Annotated in this window: 13 protein-coding genes; 3 read left to right on the top strand and 10 right to left on the bottom strand. The window is 69.9% G+C overall.

Annotated elements, in window-relative coordinates:
* Positions 1 to 12 precede the first annotated feature (12 nt).
* From ftsW to mraZ, 10 genes are all read right to left on the bottom strand, one after another.
* A complete protein-coding gene (gene ftsW, locus VNJ48_RS06090) occupies positions 13 to 1,266 on the bottom strand; it encodes a putative lipid II flippase FtsW (protein WP_325600110.1) in 1,254 nt (417 codons plus the stop codon).
* A 38-nt stretch (positions 1,267 to 1,304) separates the two neighbouring features.
* Positions 1,305 to 2,786, bottom strand: coding sequence for a UDP-N-acetylmuramoyl-L-alanine--D-glutamate ligase (gene murD, locus VNJ48_RS06085; protein ID WP_325600108.1), 1,482 nt, complete (start codon positions 2,784 to 2,786; stop codon positions 1,305 to 1,307).
* A gap of 67 nt (positions 2,787 to 2,853) precedes the next feature.
* A complete protein-coding gene (mraY, locus tag VNJ48_RS06080; protein WP_325600107.1) occupies positions 2,854 to 3,966 on the bottom strand; it encodes a phospho-N-acetylmuramoyl-pentapeptide-transferase in 1,113 nt (370 codons plus the stop codon).
* Positions 3,963 to 5,369 (bottom strand): UDP-N-acetylmuramoyl-tripeptide--D-alanyl-D-alanine ligase, encoded by a 1,407-nt coding sequence (locus tag VNJ48_RS06075; protein WP_325600106.1) that lies wholly within the window; start codon positions 5,367 to 5,369, stop codon positions 3,963 to 3,965. Before VNJ48_RS06075 ends, mraY begins: the two co-directional genes overlap by 4 nt.
* Entirely contained in the window at positions 5,366 to 6,898 is a 1,533-nt protein-coding gene (locus VNJ48_RS06070) for a UDP-N-acetylmuramoyl-L-alanyl-D-glutamate--2,6-diaminopimelate ligase (RefSeq protein ID WP_414689915.1), read from the bottom strand. The genes VNJ48_RS06075 and VNJ48_RS06070 overlap by 4 nt, the downstream gene beginning before the upstream one ends.
* 23 nt (positions 6,899 to 6,921) lie before the next feature.
* Positions 6,922 to 8,700: a penicillin-binding protein 2 gene (locus VNJ48_RS06065; RefSeq protein WP_325600105.1), complete on the bottom strand. Its 1,779-nt coding sequence runs from the start codon at positions 8,698 to 8,700 to the stop codon at positions 6,922 to 6,924.
* Positions 8,701 to 8,776: 76 nt separating this feature from the next.
* Complete coding sequence (locus tag VNJ48_RS06060) at positions 8,777 to 9,319, bottom strand: hypothetical protein (protein WP_325600104.1); 543 nt, start codon at positions 9,317 to 9,319, stop codon at positions 8,777 to 8,779.
* Positions 9,316 to 10,302, bottom strand: a complete 987-nt coding sequence (gene rsmH, locus VNJ48_RS06055; protein WP_325600103.1) for a 16S rRNA (cytosine(1402)-N(4))-methyltransferase RsmH — start codon at positions 10,300 to 10,302, stop codon at positions 9,316 to 9,318. Before rsmH ends, VNJ48_RS06060 begins: the two co-directional genes overlap by 4 nt.
* A gap of 9 nt (positions 10,303 to 10,311) precedes the next feature.
* Positions 10,312 to 10,473 carry a hypothetical protein gene (locus VNJ48_RS06050; protein ID WP_325600101.1) on the bottom strand — a complete coding sequence of 54 codons (162 nt, stop codon included), beginning with the start codon at positions 10,471 to 10,473 and terminating at the stop codon, positions 10,312 to 10,314.
* A 218-nt stretch (positions 10,474 to 10,691) separates the two neighbouring features.
* Complete coding sequence (mraZ, locus tag VNJ48_RS06045; protein WP_325600099.1) at positions 10,692 to 11,120, bottom strand: division/cell wall cluster transcriptional repressor MraZ; 429 nt, start codon at positions 11,118 to 11,120, stop codon at positions 10,692 to 10,694.
* A gap of 338 nt (positions 11,121 to 11,458) precedes the next feature.
* Here mraZ and VNJ48_RS06040 point away from each other — a divergent pair, with 338 nt between their 5' ends.
* From VNJ48_RS06040 to VNJ48_RS06030, 3 genes are read left to right on the top strand one after another with little or no spacing between them, the layout of a single operon-like run.
* A complete protein-coding gene (locus VNJ48_RS06040; RefSeq protein ID WP_325600215.1) occupies positions 11,459 to 12,463 on the top strand; it encodes a MoxR family ATPase in 1,005 nt (334 codons plus the stop codon).
* Positions 12,438 to 13,715, top strand: coding sequence for a DUF58 domain-containing protein (locus VNJ48_RS06035; RefSeq protein WP_325600097.1), 1,278 nt, complete (start codon positions 12,438 to 12,440; stop codon positions 13,713 to 13,715). Before VNJ48_RS06040 ends, VNJ48_RS06035 begins: the two co-directional genes overlap by 26 nt.
* Entirely contained in the window at positions 13,712 to 16,063 is a 2,352-nt protein-coding gene (locus VNJ48_RS06030; RefSeq protein WP_325600095.1) for a DUF3488 and transglutaminase-like domain-containing protein, read from the top strand. The genes VNJ48_RS06035 and VNJ48_RS06030 overlap by 4 nt, the downstream gene beginning before the upstream one ends.
* Positions 16,064 to 16,073 lie beyond the last annotated feature (10 nt).

The following is a 16,073-nucleotide window of genomic DNA, read 5'->3' as shown; positions in this document are numbered from 1 at the left end:
GTGAGGGAGTTCCTAACGACCGGCGGAGAGCCCCGCGGAGCGGTTGCGACGGCGGGCGGCAAGGGCCTGCGCCGCCTCCGGCTCGCGACGGGCGAAGCCGGCCAGGATGCCGAGGGCGACCAAGGACGGCAGCAGTGCGGAGCCGCCGTACGAGACGAGCGGCAACGGGATGCCGATGACCGGGAGCACAGCCAGCACCATGCCGACGTTGATCATCATCTGGCCGATCAACCAGACCACGATGCCGAAGGACATGTAGCGGACGAACGGGTCGTCGGTGCGCATGGCGATCCTCACGGCGGCGAAGGCGATCGTGAAGAACAGGCCGACGATGAGCAGGGTGCCGACCAGTCCCAGCTCCTCACCCAGCACGGCGAAGATGAAGTCGGTGTGGGCCTCCGGCAGGTCGCCCCACTTCTGCGTCGAGGCCGAGATGCCGTCACCGAACCACCCGCCGCTCGCGAGGGCGTAGAGGCCGTGCGCGGGCTGCCAACCCGTGCCGTGGTAGTCCTTGAACGGGTCGGTGAAGGTGGTGATGCGCGAGAGCCGCTCGTTGTCCATCGCCGCCAGGAACACCGCGACGGCACCGATGACCGCGATGCAGACGATGAAGAGCCGGGCCGGTGCGCCGACCACCCAGAGCATGCCCAGCAGGATCGCGAAGAGCACCAGCGCGGTGCCGAGGTCGCGACCGGCCACGACGAGGCCGGTCGCCAGCAGCATCCCGGGCACGACGGGGATCATCACGTGGTGCACGCTGCCGAGCCGGCGCTCCTTGCGGGCATAGACGTTGGCGGCCCACAGGATCAGGCCGAGCTTGGCGATCTCGGACGGCTGGATGGCGACCGGGCCGAGCTCGAGCCAGTTCTGGTTGCCGTTGCGCTCCTGGCCGAAGATCCAGGTGAGCAGGAGCAGTGACAAGGACACGATGTAGGCCGGCCAGGCCAGCCCACGCACCCAGCTCACCGACAGCCGGGAGGCGATGAAGGCGCACGGCAGACCGATGACCACCCACAGCAGCTGGCGTTTCACCACGGCGTAGGAGTCGTCGTAGTAGCGGTAGCTGTAGACGCTCGAGGCACTCAGCACCATGATCAGGCCGATCGTGAGCAGCAGCGCAGACGCTCCGACCAGCAGGTAGTAGGAGGACAGCGGCCGGTCGAGGGCATCGCGGAGCGCAGTCCAGCCTCCCCGGATCGACGAGCCGAACGGACGGCGGGTCGACTCCGCGGGCTGGGTCGGGGCCTCGGGCGTGGTGGTCGCCATCGAAGTCCCTCCCCGGTCAGTCGGTGGTCAGTCTGTGGTCAGTTGCTCGGCCTCGCCAGCCACTGGTGCACCGCGGCGGCGAACTCGTCACCTCGGGCGCCGTAGTTGGCGAACATGTCCATGGACGCGCATCCCGGCGCCAGCAGCACGGTGTCTCCCGTCCGGGCGAGACGTGCGGCCGCGTCGACGACACGTGCCATCGCCAGCCCAGTCTCGCTGTCACCGATGTCGATGACGGGCACATCCGGCGCGTGTCGCGAAAGGGCCTCGGCGATGACCTGTCGGTCACGTCCGAGCAGGACGACGCCCCGGAGCCGACGACGGACGGCCTGCACGAGGTCGTCGAAGCGCGCCCCCTTGGCGAGCCCGCCCGCGACCCACACCACTGACTCGAAGGCCTGCAACGAGCTCATCGCCGCGTGGGGGTTGGTGGCCTTGCTGTCGTCGATCCAGGTGATCCCATCCGTCTGGGCCACGTGGGCGATCCGGTGTCCGTCGGGGCGGAAGGAGCGGAGCCCGTCGCGGACGGCCTCCTGCGAGACGCCGTGCGAGCGGGCCAGGGCCGCGGCGGCCAGGGCGTTGGCCACGAAGTGGGGTGCGGGCGAGGCGAGATCGGCCAGCGTGCACAGCTCGGCTGCGCTGCCCGAACGCTCCTCGATGAACGCCCGGTCGGCGAGGATGTCCTCGACGATGCCGACCATGCCGACGCTCGGCATCCCGAGGGTGAAACCGATGGCCCGGGCGCCGTCGACGACGTCGGCCTCCTCCACCAGCCGCTGCGTCTCCGGGTCCGCGACGTTGTAGACGCACGACCGCTGGGCGCGCTCGTAGATCCGTCCCTTGTCCGCTGCGTAGCGGGTCATCCGCTCGGACAACGGCTCCGGGCCGTCGTACCAGTCGAGGTGGTCCTCCGCGACGTTGAGCACCACGGCCGCCTCGGCACTCATCGAGTGCGTGTAGTGGAGCTGGAAGCTCGAGAGCTCGACCGCGAAGACGTCGTACGGCGTGGGGTCCATCACCGCCTCCACGATCGGACGACCGACGTTGCCGACCGCCGCGCTCCGCAGCCCGGCCGCCTTCAGGATCGAGTCGAGCATCTGCACCGTGGTGGTCTTGCCGTTGGTGCCGGTGACGGCGAGCCAGGGCGCGACGTGGTCGGGGTCGCGGAGCCGCCACGCGAGCTCGACCTCGCCCCAGACGGGGACGCCCCGAGAGACGGCCTGGGCGAGCAGCGGCGCCGAGGGCTTCCACCCCGGTGAGGTGACCACGAGGTCGACGTCGTCGGGCAACACGTCGGTGGCGCCGCTCTCCAGCCGGATGGTGGCCCCGAGGCTGTCCAGCAGGGTGGCCTTCTCTGCCTTCTCGTCCGAGCTGGCCTCGTCCAGGGCCGTGACGTCAGCACCGAGGAACAGGAGGTTGTCGGCGGCCGCGAAGCCGGAGACACCGAAGCCGGCAACGACCGCGCGGACACCGTCCCACGAGTCGCGCCTGCCCAGGGCGTCGAGGTCGGGACCCGTCATCCGGGGTCCCCGCGGTGTTGTTCGTCGGAGGAGCGCAGCGGAGGAGGCGAAGAACGTCGTGGGGTGATCATCCGATCCCGGCCACCCATTCGGCGTAGAAGATGCCCAGGCCGGTCGCCACGCACAGGCCGGTGATGATCCAGAAGCGGATCACGATGGTGACTTCCTCCCAGCCGAGGTTCTCGAAGTGGTGCTGGAGGGGGGCGATGCGGAAGACCCGGTGGCCGGCCTTGACCCGGAACACTGAACGGAACAGTCCACTCGCCCTGCTGAGCTTGAACACCGAGACCTGGATCATCACCGAGAGCGTGATGACCACGAACAGCCCGCCGATGACGAGCAACAACAGCTCGGTGCGGGTCATGATCGCGAAACCGGCCATCGCCCCGCCCAGGGCCAGCGAGCCGGTGTCGCCCATGAAGATCTGCGCGGGCGAGGCGTTCCACCACAGGAAGCCGAAGCAGGCGCCGGTGATCGCTGCTGCGACCACCGCGAGGTCGAGCGGGTCGCGCACCTCGTAGCAGGAGCCGCCCGGCTGCAGGGCGCACGACTGGCTGTTCTGCCAGATGTTGACCAGTGTGTAGGCGCCGAAGACCATCACGCACGCGCCCGTGGCCAGTCCGTCGAGGCCGTCGGCGAGGTTGACGGCGTTGCTGGTGCCGGTGACGATCAGCCAGATCATCAGCACGACCAGCACCGTGGGCAGCGTCCACGAGTCGAAGTCGCGGATGAACGAGATGTGGTGCGACGCCGGTGTCTTGCCCCGGTCGTCGGCGAGCGCGGGTGAGAGCGCGAGGATCGCGAAGACGACCGCGATGAGGGTCTGGCCGATGATCTTGGCCCGGCTGCGCAGGCCGAGGCTGCGTTGCCGACTGATCTTGATGAAGTCGTCAAGGAAGCCGACGGTGCCCAGTCCCACGAAGAGGAAGATCAGCAGCATGGCGGAGGCCGACGGCAGCTGCCCGGTGATGAGCTTGGCTGCGAAGTAGCCCAGCACGGAGGCCAGGATGATGACGAGCCCGCCCATGGTCGGCGTGCCGCGCTTGGTGTGGTGGGTCGTGGGGCCGTCGTCGCGGATCTCCTGGCCGTAGCCCCGGCGCGCAAGGACGGCGATGGCGTAACGGGTGCCGATCAACGAGATCAGCAAGGACAGCCCGCCGCCGAACAGGATCGCTCTCACGGGGTGCTGCTCCCTTCTGCAGGTGTCTCGTCCGGGTCGGTGTCGGTGAGGGCAAGCGCCAGGACTTCCAGGGCCGCCCCTCGCGATGCCTTCACCAGGACGACATCTGCAGCCGAGACATTGTCTCGCAGCCATCCGAGTGCCTCGTCACGCCCCACCGTGACAATCGCCTCACCGTGCCAGGCACCGTCGTCCTCGGCGGCCAGAGCCATGTGGCGGGCCATCTTCCCGACGGTGAGGAGCACGTCGACCTGGGCGGTGGCTGCCTTGCGCCCGACCTGTTGATGGGCAGCGACGGAGCCGGTGCCCAGCTCGAACATCTCGCCGAGCACCGCAATGGTGCGACGACCGGTCCTGGTACGGATGCCGTGGAGGACGTCCAGCGCCGCGCCCATGGACTCCGGGTTGGCGTTGTAGGCGTCGTTGACGATGACGGTCCCGTCGGCGCGCTCGTGCAGCTCCATGCGCCAGCGCGACGGCGGCTGTGCATCCGTCAGGCCGTCAGCGACCGCGTCCAGGTCACGTCCGGCCGCGAGTGCCATGGCGGCCGCGGCGAGCGCGTTGTCGATCTGGTGCAACCCCAGCTCGGGGAGGTGGACCGTGGCCCCGCTCCCCCGCCACTGGAGGTCGAAGGAGGGACGACCCAGGTCGTCGGTGGAGATCTCGGTCGCCCGCACGGTGCCCTGGTCGCCGAAGGTGATCACGCGACCAGCGGCGCGCGTGGTCATCGCGGCCACGATCGCGTCCCCCGCGTTGAGCACGGCGGTGCCCTCGGAGGTCAGCGCGTCGACGATCTCCCCCTTGCCCTGGGCGATCGCCTCCCGGCTGCCGAACTCACCGATGTGTGCGGTGCCGACGTTGAGGACCGCCGCGATGTCCGGCGGCGCGATCCCGCACAGGTAGGCGATGTTGCCCACGTGACGTGCACCCATCTCCACCACGAGGTGCTTGGTCTCGGGGGTCGCGCGCAGCACGGTCAGCGGCACGCCGATCTCGTTGTTGAAGTTGCCGCGGGTGGCGACGATCGGGCCGTCACCTTCCAGGATCGCCGCGAGGTAGTCCTTGGTCCCGGTCTTGCCCTGCGAACCGGTCAGGGCGTATGTCGTCACGCCGTCGAGCTCCTGCAGGACATGGCGTGCCAGGTCGCCGAGGGCCAGCACGACGTCCTCGACCACGACGGTGGGAGCACCAGTGACCCGACTCCCCAGCACGGCGACCGCGCCGGCCTCCACGGCCTGGTCGACGAAGTCGTGTCCGTCCACCCGGTCGCCGAGCAGGGCCACGAACAGCCCGTCCGCCTCGGGCGTGCGCGTGTCGATGAAGGCAGCGCCGGTGACCGTGGCGTCACCGTGAGCGGTCCCGCCGACGACCTCGGCGATCTCGGCGAGCGTCATCTCGATCATCGCTCCTCCACCACCCGGGCGACCGCATCTGCTGCGACGACCCGGTCGTCGAAGGGATGGATCTCGCCCTCGATCTCCTGGCCGGTCTCGTGTCCCTTGCCGGCGACCAGGACGACGTCGCCGGGGGCTGCTCGGCGTACGGCCTCGACGATGGCCTCGCGACGGTCGCCGATCTCCAGGACCTCGGCCGCCCCGTCGGTCGTGCCGGTCAGGACCGCGGCGCGGATGGCGGCTGGGTCCTCGGTGCGCGGGTTGTCGTCGGTGACGATCAGCACGTCGGCCAGGCGAGCCGCGATCTCGCCCATCATCGGTCGCTTGCCCGGGTCACGATCGCCGCCGGCACCGAGGACCACGATGACCTGGCCGTCGGTGAGCGGGCGCAGCGCCGCGAGGACAGCCTCGACGGCGTCGGGCTTGTGCGCGTAGTCGACGACGAGGACGAAGTCCTGACCGGCGACGACCTGCTCGAGCCGCCCCGGCACGCCCGCACCCTGACCGATCCCGTCGGCGACTCGGGCGACGTCCAGACCCGCGAGGGCGGCCGATGCGAGGGCGGCCAGCGCGTTGGAGACGTTGAACGCACCGGGCACGGGCACCCGGACCGTGACCGCGAGGCCCTCGGGGCCCTGGACGGTGAAGGTGGTCCCGGAGCCGTCGGGCTCGACGTCGGTCGCACGCCAGTCTGCCGGGGAGTGCATGGAGAAGGTGTGCATCGGTATCGACGCATGGTCGAGCAGTCGCCGGCCGAACTCGTCATCGATGTTGGTGAGGCCCACCCGCGCACGCTCGGGGGTGAACAGCGAGGCCTTGGCAGCGAAGTAGGCGTCGACGTCGGGGTGGAAGTCCAGGTGATCCCGCCCCAGGTTGAGGAAGGTGGCCACGTCGAAGACCACCCCGTCGACGCGACCGAGGACGAGCGCGTGCGACGAGACCTCCATCGCGCAGGCCTCGACCCCGCGCTCACGCATCAGCGCGAAGAGGCCGTGCAGGTCGGGTGCCTCCGGGGTCGTGAGCGAGGTCTTGATGTCGGCCCCTGCCACGCGGGTGCCTACGGTGCCGATCACGGCACTGGTGACCCCCGCGGCGGCCAGCCCGTCGTCGAGGAGGCGCGTGGTCGTGGTCTTGCCCTGGGTCCCGGTGACACCGATCATCCGCATCGCCGACGCCGGATCGCCGTAGATCCGCGCTGCCAGCCGGCCCAGCACGCGCCGGGGTTGGTCGACCACGACAGCCACGGCTCCCGGGGGGAGCAGCCGTGCACCGTCCTCGTCGGTGAGCACGCCCACCGCGCCGGCAGCGAGGGCGTCGGCCGCAAAGGTCGCGCCGTGCGCGCGGGTGCCCGGGAGGGCGGCGTACAGGTCGCCGTCCTGGATCCGCTGCGTGCTCAGCGACATGCCGGTGACCGCGACGTCGAGGTCGCCGTCCGTGTGCAAAGGCGTCGACCGTGCGAGCCAGTCCGCGAGGTCGCTCAGCTGCGTCCGGGTCGGAGCGGAGGGTCGCCCGGGGAGCGTGTTCGGATCACCTGCCACCAGCGGAGGGTATCGCTGCCCGCTCACCACTCGACCGGAAGCCGCGACGGCTTGCCGTCGGTGGGCGGCACCCGGTAGCGGCTCAGGGCGTAGCCCATGATCCGGGAGAACGCGGGACCGGCGATCGAGCCACCACCGCCGTCGACCTGCGGCTTGTGCACCACGACATAGACGGTGAAGCGCGGGTCGTCGGCGGGCGCGAACCCGCCGAAGGACACCGTCGTGGAGCCGTCGTAGCAGCCGCACGTCGGCGAGACCCGCTGGGCCGTCCCGGTCTTGCCGGCGACGAGGTAGCCGGGGACCTGTGCCCCGGGGGCGACACCTGCCTCCGGGTCCACGACGCGCTCCATCATCCGGGCCGTCTGCCTCGCCGCCTGCTCGCTGACCACCCTCGTCTCGGTCGCGACGTCCGTGCCGACGACCGTGCCGTCCTCGGTGGTGGCCGAGCCCTTGATGATGCTGGGCGAGATGCGTACGCCGCCGTTGGCGATCGTGTTGACGGCCGCGGCCATCTGGACTGCGTTGACCGAGACCGACTGTCCGAAGGCGACACGGTCCTTGGTCTGGGAGGTCATCACGTCACCGGGAGTCAGGATGCCCGCCGACTCCCCTGGCAGCCCCATGTCGGTGCGTTGACCGAGGCCGAACTTCTGGAGGTAGCCGACCAGCTCGAGCGGGGTGAAGGCGTCGGCGGCAAGCACCGTGCCGATGTTGGAGGACTTGGCGATGACCCCGGCCATGGTCAGCTTGATGTTGCCGTGGTCGAACCAGTCACCGATGACGCGGTCCTGTCGCGGCAGGGAGGGCGGGATGCGCAGCTTGGTGCGCGGGGTGACCTTCCCGGCGTCGATCAGGGCGGCCGCAGTGAGGACCTTCTCGACCGAGCCCGGCTCGTAGGCGTCGCTGATCGCTCGTGAGCCCAGGTCGTCCTTCTCGGACTCGAGCGCCTTGTTGGCGTCGAAGGTCGGGGCGTCCGCCAGTGCCATGACTTCGCCGGTGCGGGAGTCCATGACGATGGCGACGCCGCTCAGGGCCTTGTACTGCTGCAAGGTCTGGGCCAGCACGCGCTGGGTGAACCACTGCAGGTCCATGTCGACCGTGGTGGTCAGCGGGGCGCCGTTCTTCGGCGGGACCAACGTGTTCTCGCCGAGGGGGATCCGGTTGCCGCCTCCCACCGTGAAGCGAGCCGTGCCGTCGGTCCCCGACAGCTGGCGGTCGAAGGTGCGCTCAAACCCGTAGAGCGGTTCGTCGGTGCCGATGAAACCGAGGAGGTTGGCGCCCACGTCGTCGGCGGGATAGCTGCGGATCGGGTCGTCGCGCAGCGTGATGCCCTCGTAGCCGGCCTCGGCCAGCTCGGCGACCAGGTCGGTCGCGATCGTGCTCGGCACCCGCCGAGCGATGTACTCGAACTGGCTGCCGCCCTCGCGCAGCCGCGCCAGGGCTTCGAAGTAGTCGACGTCGAGCCGCTGGGACAGCAGGGTAGCCAGCTCCGGGGCGTCGTCGGCTGTCATCACGGGGTCCGCGACGACCATCTTCCCGCGGACGGAGTCGGCCAGCGGCAGCCCGTTGCGGTCCAGGATGTCGCCGCGCTCGGCGGGCAGGATCCGAGTCTCCACGCTCTCCGCAGCCGCCATCTCGGCGTAGGAGTTCGGATCGATGCCCTGGAGCTGCACCAAGCGGGCGCCGAAGAAGGAGAGCACCATCGCGATCACGATCAGGCCGAAGCGGAGCCGGAACGCGGGCGCACCCCGGCGGGCGTCCTGCGGGCGGCTGGCCGCCTTGCGTGTCGCCGTGGAAGACAACGGTGCTCCGTCCGGTGGGTCTGGTCAGGTCGTAAATCTAGGCGCGTCCTTGGCCGCTCAGGCGGCTGCCGCGCCGTCAGCGCCGTTTGCGTCCCTGCGTGCCCTGCGCCTTCTTCTTCTTGCCGGCAGGGGCAGGCTCGGCCATCACCTTCACGATGGTGGGCGTGGGCGCGAGGATCTTCGGCTTGATCGGCGGAGCCGGCGTGAGGTTGAGCGTGTCCTCGGGCAGGGCCGGCATCTTCTCCCCCAGCACGCGGCCGTCGAGACCGAGGAAGGTCGGCGCCCGGGGAACCACCATGCCCATCGCCTGGGCCTCGGCGGCGACCCGCTGGGGGTTGCGGAGGTCCTCCAGCTCCATCTGCAAGGTCTGCTCCCGGGCGGCGAGGTTGGTGGCCTGCTCCTCGAGGGACGTCGCGGCGAACGACGCCTGCTGCATGGAGGTGTTGAACAGCACCAGCCCGACGACGCCACCGACCAGGAGGAGGCTCACCAGCGTCACGAACGGGACCTTGGGAGCTCGCGTCCGGGCGCGGGGGACCACGGAGAGGCGGGCCTTCTCGACCGCGGCGGAGGCGACGCGCGACCCACGGCTACGAATCTGGACGGCAGGACTGCTCATCGGGCAACTCCTCGGCGGGGCCGGTCTGGGGGACGTGAGGGGCGGACCCGCTCGATGGCGCGCAACCGGACCGAGGCGGCACGAGGGTTCTGCTCGATCTCGTGCACGTCCGCGACCTCGGCGCCGCGCGTGACGAGCTGCATGTCGGGCTCGCTGCCCTCGGGCACGAACGGCAGGTCCTCGGGCACGTCGAGGCGCGAGGCTGCGGTGAAGGCCCGCTTGACCAGTCGGTCCTCGAGGGAGTGGTAGGACTCCACCACCACCCGGCCGCCGACGCCGATGACCTCGAGCGAGGCCGGGACGGCGCGCTCCAGGACTGCGAGCTCGTTGTTGACCTCCATGCGCAGCGCCTGGAACGTCCGCTTCGCCGGGTGGCCGCCGGTCCGACGAGCCGGGGCAGGGATCTCGGCGTAGAGCAGCTCCACGAGCCGAGCGCTCGTGGTGAAGGGGGTGACCTCTCGCTCCCGCTCGACCGCCCGGGCGATCTTCTTGGCGAACTTCTCCTCGCCGTAGTCCCGGAGGACGCGGGCGAGCTCGGCCACGGAGTAGGTGTTGAGCACGTCGGCGGCAGTGAGCCCGGTGGTGTTGTCCATCCTCATGTCGAGCGGTGCGTCTGCGGCGTACGCGAATCCGCGCTCGCGGACATCGAGCTGCATCGAGGAGACGCCCAGGTCGAAGAGGACAGCGCCGACGTGGTCGAGCCCCTGGTCCCGGACGACGTCCGCGATCTCGTCATAGACGGCGTGTACGCCGACGAATCGCTCACCGAAGGGGCGGAGCCGCTCGCCTGCGAGCTCGAGCGCGGCCGTGTCGCGGTCGATCCCGATGACCCGGGCCGAGCCGCAGCGCTGGAGGACGGCCTCGCTGTGACCACCGAGGCCCAGGGTGCAGTCGACCAGGACGGCACCGTCGGGTGCCAGCGCAGGCGCCAGGAGAGCGACGACCCGGTCGAGGAGGACCGGGGCGTGGCTGGGAGTCCTCATCTGCCGCGCCTACCGACCCAGGTGCATGAGGAGGAAGAACGCGACCGTGAGTCCGGCTGACGTGGCGGCGGAGAAGACCATCAGAGCCATTGCCTCGCGAGCCTGCTCGCGCACCCGCGGCTGCCGGGGGGCCATGCCGCCCGGGCTGCGAGTGACTGCGGTGCTGCTCATGATCTCGACCCCACGTGTTCGTTGACGACTGGCTGGCTGGCTGCTGCTGTGTGCCGCTGACTTCTCTGTTGCTGACGTCGGGCCGCCGGACCTGGTCCCGGTCCGCTCCCCCAGGGAAGTGCCGTCTGACACCGGGGAAGGTGAGTCAGAAGACGAAAGGGAGCGGACACGAGACCGGATGCTGCGGACCTCGTCAGCTGTTCAGTTGTTGTTGCTGGCTAGATGCCGGGGAAGACCTCGTCGCTGAGCTCGGAGAACTTCTGCTCCTGCTCCTCCGAGTAGGCCGTCCACGACGCCGGGTCCCAGATCTCGATGCGGTTCATCGAGCCGATGACGACGACGTCCTTGGTGAGCGAGGCGTACTCACGCAGTGGCGGTGGGATCGAGATGCGTCCCTGCTTGTCCGGCACCTCCTGGGAGGCAGCGGCAAACAGCATGCGGACGTAGTCCCGCGTGCCCTTGTTGGTCACCGGCGCCTCACGGAGCCGGTCGGTCAGCTTGCTGAAGTCATCGAGTGACCAGACCGTCAGGCAGCGCTCCTGCCCTCTGGTCACCACGAGTCCCTCCGTCAGCTGGTCCCTGAACTTCGCCGGAAGGAAGAGCCGACCCTTCTCATCGAGCTTGGGCGTGTAGGTGCCGAAGAACATCCGGCCCCTCCCCTGCTCGATGTGCGAGAACGACCCTGTCCCCCACTTCGCTCCACTCTACTCCACAATGCTCCACCGTCAACCACATTCAGGGTGTTTTCGCGTCGGATCAAGGCCGTGGCACCGACGATCGGCTCGCGCCCACGACCCGCAAGGTCGCTCACAAGCCGGCGGGCGCGCCTGCGGGCGGGTCCGCCCGTGCTGGGTGGAGCGAAGTGGAGCGCGTGGTGGGGAAATGGCGTCGCGGCGAGCGAATCTGCACTCCGAGTGCCGGTTACTTGCCCGCAGGTCTTACGGTTGAGCCATCGGGCATGAGCCGGAGTGCGTTCCGGTCACGAATGAGGGAGTGCACGTTGAGTACGTCGGTCTCAGGCGATGCTGATCTGGAAACCCTGGCGCGGGTCGTTGATCGGGTTCGCAACAACATCGAGCGCGTCATCGAGGGCAAGCCGGACGTCGTCTCCGCGGCGATCGTGGTGCTGCTCGCCGAAGGACATCTCCTCATCGAGGACGTGCCCGGGGTGGGCAAGACCCAGCTGGCGAAGGCGCTGGCCCGCAGCATCGATTCCACGGTCCGCCGGATCCAGTTCACGCCCGACCTGCTCCCCTCCGACGTCACGGGGGTCTCGGTCTTCAACCAGGACACCCGGGAGTTCGAGTTCCGGCCCGGCGGCGTCTTCGCCAACATCGTGGTGGGCGACGAGATCAACCGCGCCTCCCCGAAGACACAGTCGGCGCTCCTCGAGTGCATGGAGGAGCGTCAGGTCACCGTCGACAACACGACGTTCATGCTCGAGAAGCCCTTCATGGTCATCGCCACGCAGAACCCGATCGAGATGGAGGGCACCTACGCCCTCCCCGAGGCGCAGCGCGACCGCTTCATGGCGAGGGTCTCGGTGGGCTATCCCGTGGAGGCCGCGGAGATCGCCATGCTCAACGCGCACACGAGCGCCAACCCGCTCGACGACCTCGAGCCGGTCACCGACGCGGGCGAGATCCGCAAGCTCACCGAGATCGTCGGCCAGGTGCACGTCTCGCCTGCGGTGCAGCGATACGCGGTCGCCCTCGCGACCGCGACCCGCAACTCCCCCGAGCTCCACCTCGGAGCATCACCGCGAGCCACCCTTCACCTGGTCCGCGCGGCGAAGGCAGTCGCTGCCATGTCGGGACGTGACTACGTGCTGCCCGATGATGTCCATGGACTCGCTCGACCCGTCCTGGCGCACCGACTGCTGCCGAGTGTGGAGTCGGCGATGAGCGGCCGGACGGGCGGAGCGATCCTCGACGGCATCGTGTCTGGAGTGCCGGTCCCCGACCATGTCCGGATCGGCGACGGTGCGTGAGGCTCTCGCCGGTCTGACCGTCCGCGGACGGCTGTTCCTGGCTGCCGGAGTGGCCACGGTCGTCTGCGCGATGATCGTGGGGCAGACCCCGCTCGTGCGTGTCGGTGTGCTGGTCACGGCTCTGCCGCTGCTCGCGGCCGTGTGGATCGGCAGGTCGCGCTACCGGCTCGCACTGACCCGCACCGTGTCCCCGCAGCTGGTCGCCGCCGGTCAGCCGGCCGAGGTGCAGCTGACCTTGACCAACGAGTCGCGCACCCCCACCGGAGTGCTGCTCCTCGAGGACCACCTGCCCTACGTCCTCGGCACACGTCCGAGGTTCGTGCTCGAGGGGATCGGCCACGGCTGGCGCCGCCATGTGACCTATCAGGTGAGGTCCGAGGTCCGGGGTCACTTCGATGTCGGCCCGATGTCGGTGCGGGTCACCGACCCGTTCGGCTTCGTGGAGCTGGGTCGGGCGTTCCACACCACCGCGTCCCTCACGGTGACCCCCCGGACGGTCGCGCTGCCCGGCATCCCGCTGGGTGGGGCGTGGACGGGCTCAGGGGACAACCGACCGCGCGCCTTCGCCACCGGCAGCGCCGAGGACGTCACGGTCCGCGAATACCGCCGGGGCGACGACCTGCGCCGGGTGCACTGGCGCAGCTCCGCTCGTGTCGGCGAGCTCATGGTCCGGCGCGAGGAGCAGCCGTGGCAGTCTCGCGCCACTGTGTTCCTGGACAACCGGCTCATCTCCCACCGAGGCCAAGGCGTCGCGTCGTCCCTCGAGGCGGCCGTCTCCACTGCCGCGTCCATCGCCGTGCACCTGAGCCAGCGCGGCTACGCCGTCCGCCTCGTCACCGCGTCCGGCGAGGACCAAGGCGCTGCCTGGCACTCCCGGTCCGCCGGCGTGAACACGGCTCCCCTCCTGGAGGCGCTGGCCGTCGTCCAGATCGAGCACTCCGCCCGACTCGACACCAGCTGGCTCTCCGACGAGCCGGGTCATGGCGGCCTGCTGCTGGCCGTCCTGGGCGCGGTGACCGACAACGACGGACCGTTCCTCAAGCGGCTGCAGCACCACGCTGCCACGAGCGCCGCGATCACCCTCGATGTCGATGCGTGGGCTCCACACCTCGCCCGGTCGGCTGACACGCGGGCCGCGACCGCCCTCGCGGCGACGGGCTGGCGGGCGGTCACCCTGCGCCCCGGTGACCATCTCGAAGTCGTCTGGCAGGAGCTCGGCCGGCTGAGCACCCGTCAGGGGGTCGGCGCATGAGCCGCCAGCGCGCGTCCCTGTCGTTCACGATCGGACTGGCCGCGGCCGCCGCGGCCACGACGTGGTTCACGCTCCTGTCGTGGCGCACCTTCACGAGCAACGCCGTCGAGGTGACCATGCCGTTGCTCTTCATCGGCGCCCTGGTCGCCGGCATCGGTGGTGGCGGCCGCTGGCTGCGGCTGCCGCTGGCGGTTGTCCTGGTCGCCCAGATCGTCGTGACGGCCCTGTGTGTGCTGGGCGCCGTCACGGGCTCGATCGCCCCGACGCCGGGGACGCTGAGCGAGTTCGTGCGGGCCTTCCAGGACGGACTGGCGTCCTCGCGGGCCTACATGGCTCCCATTCCCCCCAACGTGCCCCCGATCACCGCGCTCCTCCTCGCGGGAGGCGCCCTCACGTTCGTGGTCATCGACCTCCTCGCCGCCGGCCTCCGCCGGATCCCGCTGGCCGGACTGGTCCTGCTGACGGTCTACAGCGTCCCCGTCTCCATCACTGGCAACGGCTTGTCGTGGTGGGCCTTCATCGCCATGTCCGTCGGCTTCCTGGGCATGCTCCACATCGTCAACGACGAGCAGATCTCCGGGTGGGGCCGTGGGATGGGCTCGGAGGACGACGCCGACCCGAGCGCCTTCGGGGTCCGCACTGGCGCCGTACGCACCTCGGCCCTGGCGATCGGGACGACCGCCACGACGCTCGCGCTGGCGCTGCCGCTCATCATCCCGACCCTCGAGGTCACCCTGTTCGACGGCAACGGGCCCGGGCAGCGCGAGATCGAGGTCGTCAACCCGATGGTCGACCTGCGACGCGACCTCGATCGTGGCGTGGACGTCCCCCTGCTCATCGTCAGGACCCCCGGCGACAGTCCCAGCTACTTCCGCACGACGGTGCTGACCAGCTTCAACGGAGACACCTGGACTCCGGGCGATCGTGACATCCCCGAGTCCCAGGTCGCCCGCGGCACGATGCCCGATCTCGCCGGCATCGCCGTCTCGACGCCACGCAACGAGGTCCCTTTCGAGGTGAGCGTCACCGAGGACTTCAAGTCGACCTGGCTGCCGACGACGCCTCTGGTGTCGACGATGGAGGTCGAGGGCGACTGGCGCTATGACACCGCCACCATGGACTTCATGACGACCGACCAGGAGACCACGACCTCCGAGATGGACTACTCGTTCACCGGCGTCTCCGTGCAACCCGACCCGGCGCTCATGGACAACGCGGTGTCGGGCGCAGCCGACGTGCGATCCACCTATCTCGAGGTGTCGACCGAGGTCTCCGGCGAGATCCGCAGACTGGCCGCCAGCGTCACCGCCGACGCGAGCACGCGCTTCCGCCAGGCACAGGCACTGCAGCAGTGGTTCCGCGAGGACGGCAACTTCACCTACAGCACCGACAACATCGAGAACGCCGAGGACGGCAACCTCGACGCCTTCCTCGACGAGTCGGGTCGCGTCGGCTACTGCGAGCAGTTCGCGGCCTCGATGGCGATCATGGCCCGGATCCTGGGCATCCCCGCCCGCGTGGCCGTGGGCTTCCTGGAGTCCAAGCGCGTCGGCACCGACACCTACGAGTTCTCGTCCCACGACCTGCACGCGTGGCCCGAGCTGTACTTCCCCGGCGCGGGTTGGGTCCGGTTCGAGCCGACCCCGGGAGCACGAGCCGAAGGCGTCCCGGGCTACACCAGCGTCAACCTCGGCCCCGAGGAGAGCGCGGCGCCGTCCCCGAGCGCGACCCGGTCGAGCGCGGAGCTGGCTCCCCGTGGAGAGACCGCCGCACCCGAGGAGGGAGCCAGCGACGAGGCCTCCAGTGTTCCGTGGGCGAGCATCGTGCTCACCCTGCTGGGGATCCTCCTGCTGGTCGCCCTCGTCCTGGTGCCTGGCGCCGTACGCCGCAGGCGCCGCGATCGCCGCCTGCTGGGCGGCATCGAGGATCTCTGGCTCGAGCTGCGCGACCATGCTGTTGACCTCGGCCACGGCTGGGCCCACGGGTTGTCTCCGCGTGCGAGCGGTGTCTGGCTGTCGACCTACTTCGGTCCCAGGCCCAACCACGACGATGCCGATCACGGTGTCGAGCGGCCCCGTCAGGGACCTGAACAGGACCCCGCCGCCGTCGAGGCGCTGCACCGACTTGTCGGACAGCTCGAGCGTGCGCGCTACGCCCGCTCGGCCGGTGCCTTGGACACCGCCCAGGCGATCGAGGACGTCAGGGCCGTCGAGTCGGCTCTCGACCACGGAGTCGGACCGCGGGTGCGTCGCCGTTCGCAGTGGTTGCCGCGGTCGTTGCGGCCAAGACCGTCCACCACCGGACGCGAGGTCGTCACCCGCGAGGCCGAGAACGCGGTGCGCGGCTGAGGTTGCTTCC

Origin of the sequence: Nocardioides sp. (assembly GCF_035576065.1) — a bacterium.
In the GTDB taxonomy this organism is placed as follows: Bacteria; Actinomycetota; Actinomycetes; order Propionibacteriales; family Nocardioidaceae; genus Nocardioides.
Note: the sequence above shows the minus strand (reverse complement) of the source record. Positions and strands in the feature narration are given on the sequence as shown.

Bases quoted from the DNA above. Each gene is read 5' to 3' on its own strand.
- ftsW (WP_325600110.1), bottom strand. From the start codon at position 1,266: ATGGCGACCACCACGCCCGAGGCCCCGACCCAGCCCGCGGAGTCGACC.
- murD (WP_325600108.1), bottom strand. From the start codon at position 2,786: ATGACGGGTCCCGACCTCGACGCCCTGGGCAGGCGCGACTCGTGGGAC.
- VNJ48_RS06075 (WP_325600106.1), bottom strand. From the start codon at position 5,369: ATGATCGAGATGACGCTCGCCGAGATCGCCGAGGTCGTCGGCGGGACC.
- VNJ48_RS06060 (WP_325600104.1), bottom strand. From the start codon at position 9,319: ATGAGCAGTCCTGCCGTCCAGATTCGTAGCCGTGGGTCGCGCGTCGCC.
- rsmH (WP_325600103.1), bottom strand. From the start codon at position 10,302: ATGAGGACTCCCAGCCACGCCCCGGTCCTCCTCGACCGGGTCGTCGCT.
- VNJ48_RS06050 (WP_325600101.1), bottom strand. From the start codon at position 10,473: ATGAGCAGCACCGCAGTCACTCGCAGCCCGGGCGGCATGGCCCCCCGG.
- mraZ (WP_325600099.1), bottom strand. From the start codon at position 11,120: ATGTTCTTCGGCACCTACACGCCCAAGCTCGATGAGAAGGGTCGGCTC.
- VNJ48_RS06040 (WP_325600215.1), top strand. From the start codon at position 11,459: ATGAGGGAGTGCACGTTGAGTACGTCGGTCTCAGGCGATGCTGATCTG.
- VNJ48_RS06035 (WP_325600097.1), top strand. From the start codon at position 12,438: ATGTCCGGATCGGCGACGGTGCGTGAGGCTCTCGCCGGTCTGACCGTC.
- VNJ48_RS06030 (WP_325600095.1), top strand. From the start codon at position 13,712: ATGAGCCGCCAGCGCGCGTCCCTGTCGTTCACGATCGGACTGGCCGCG.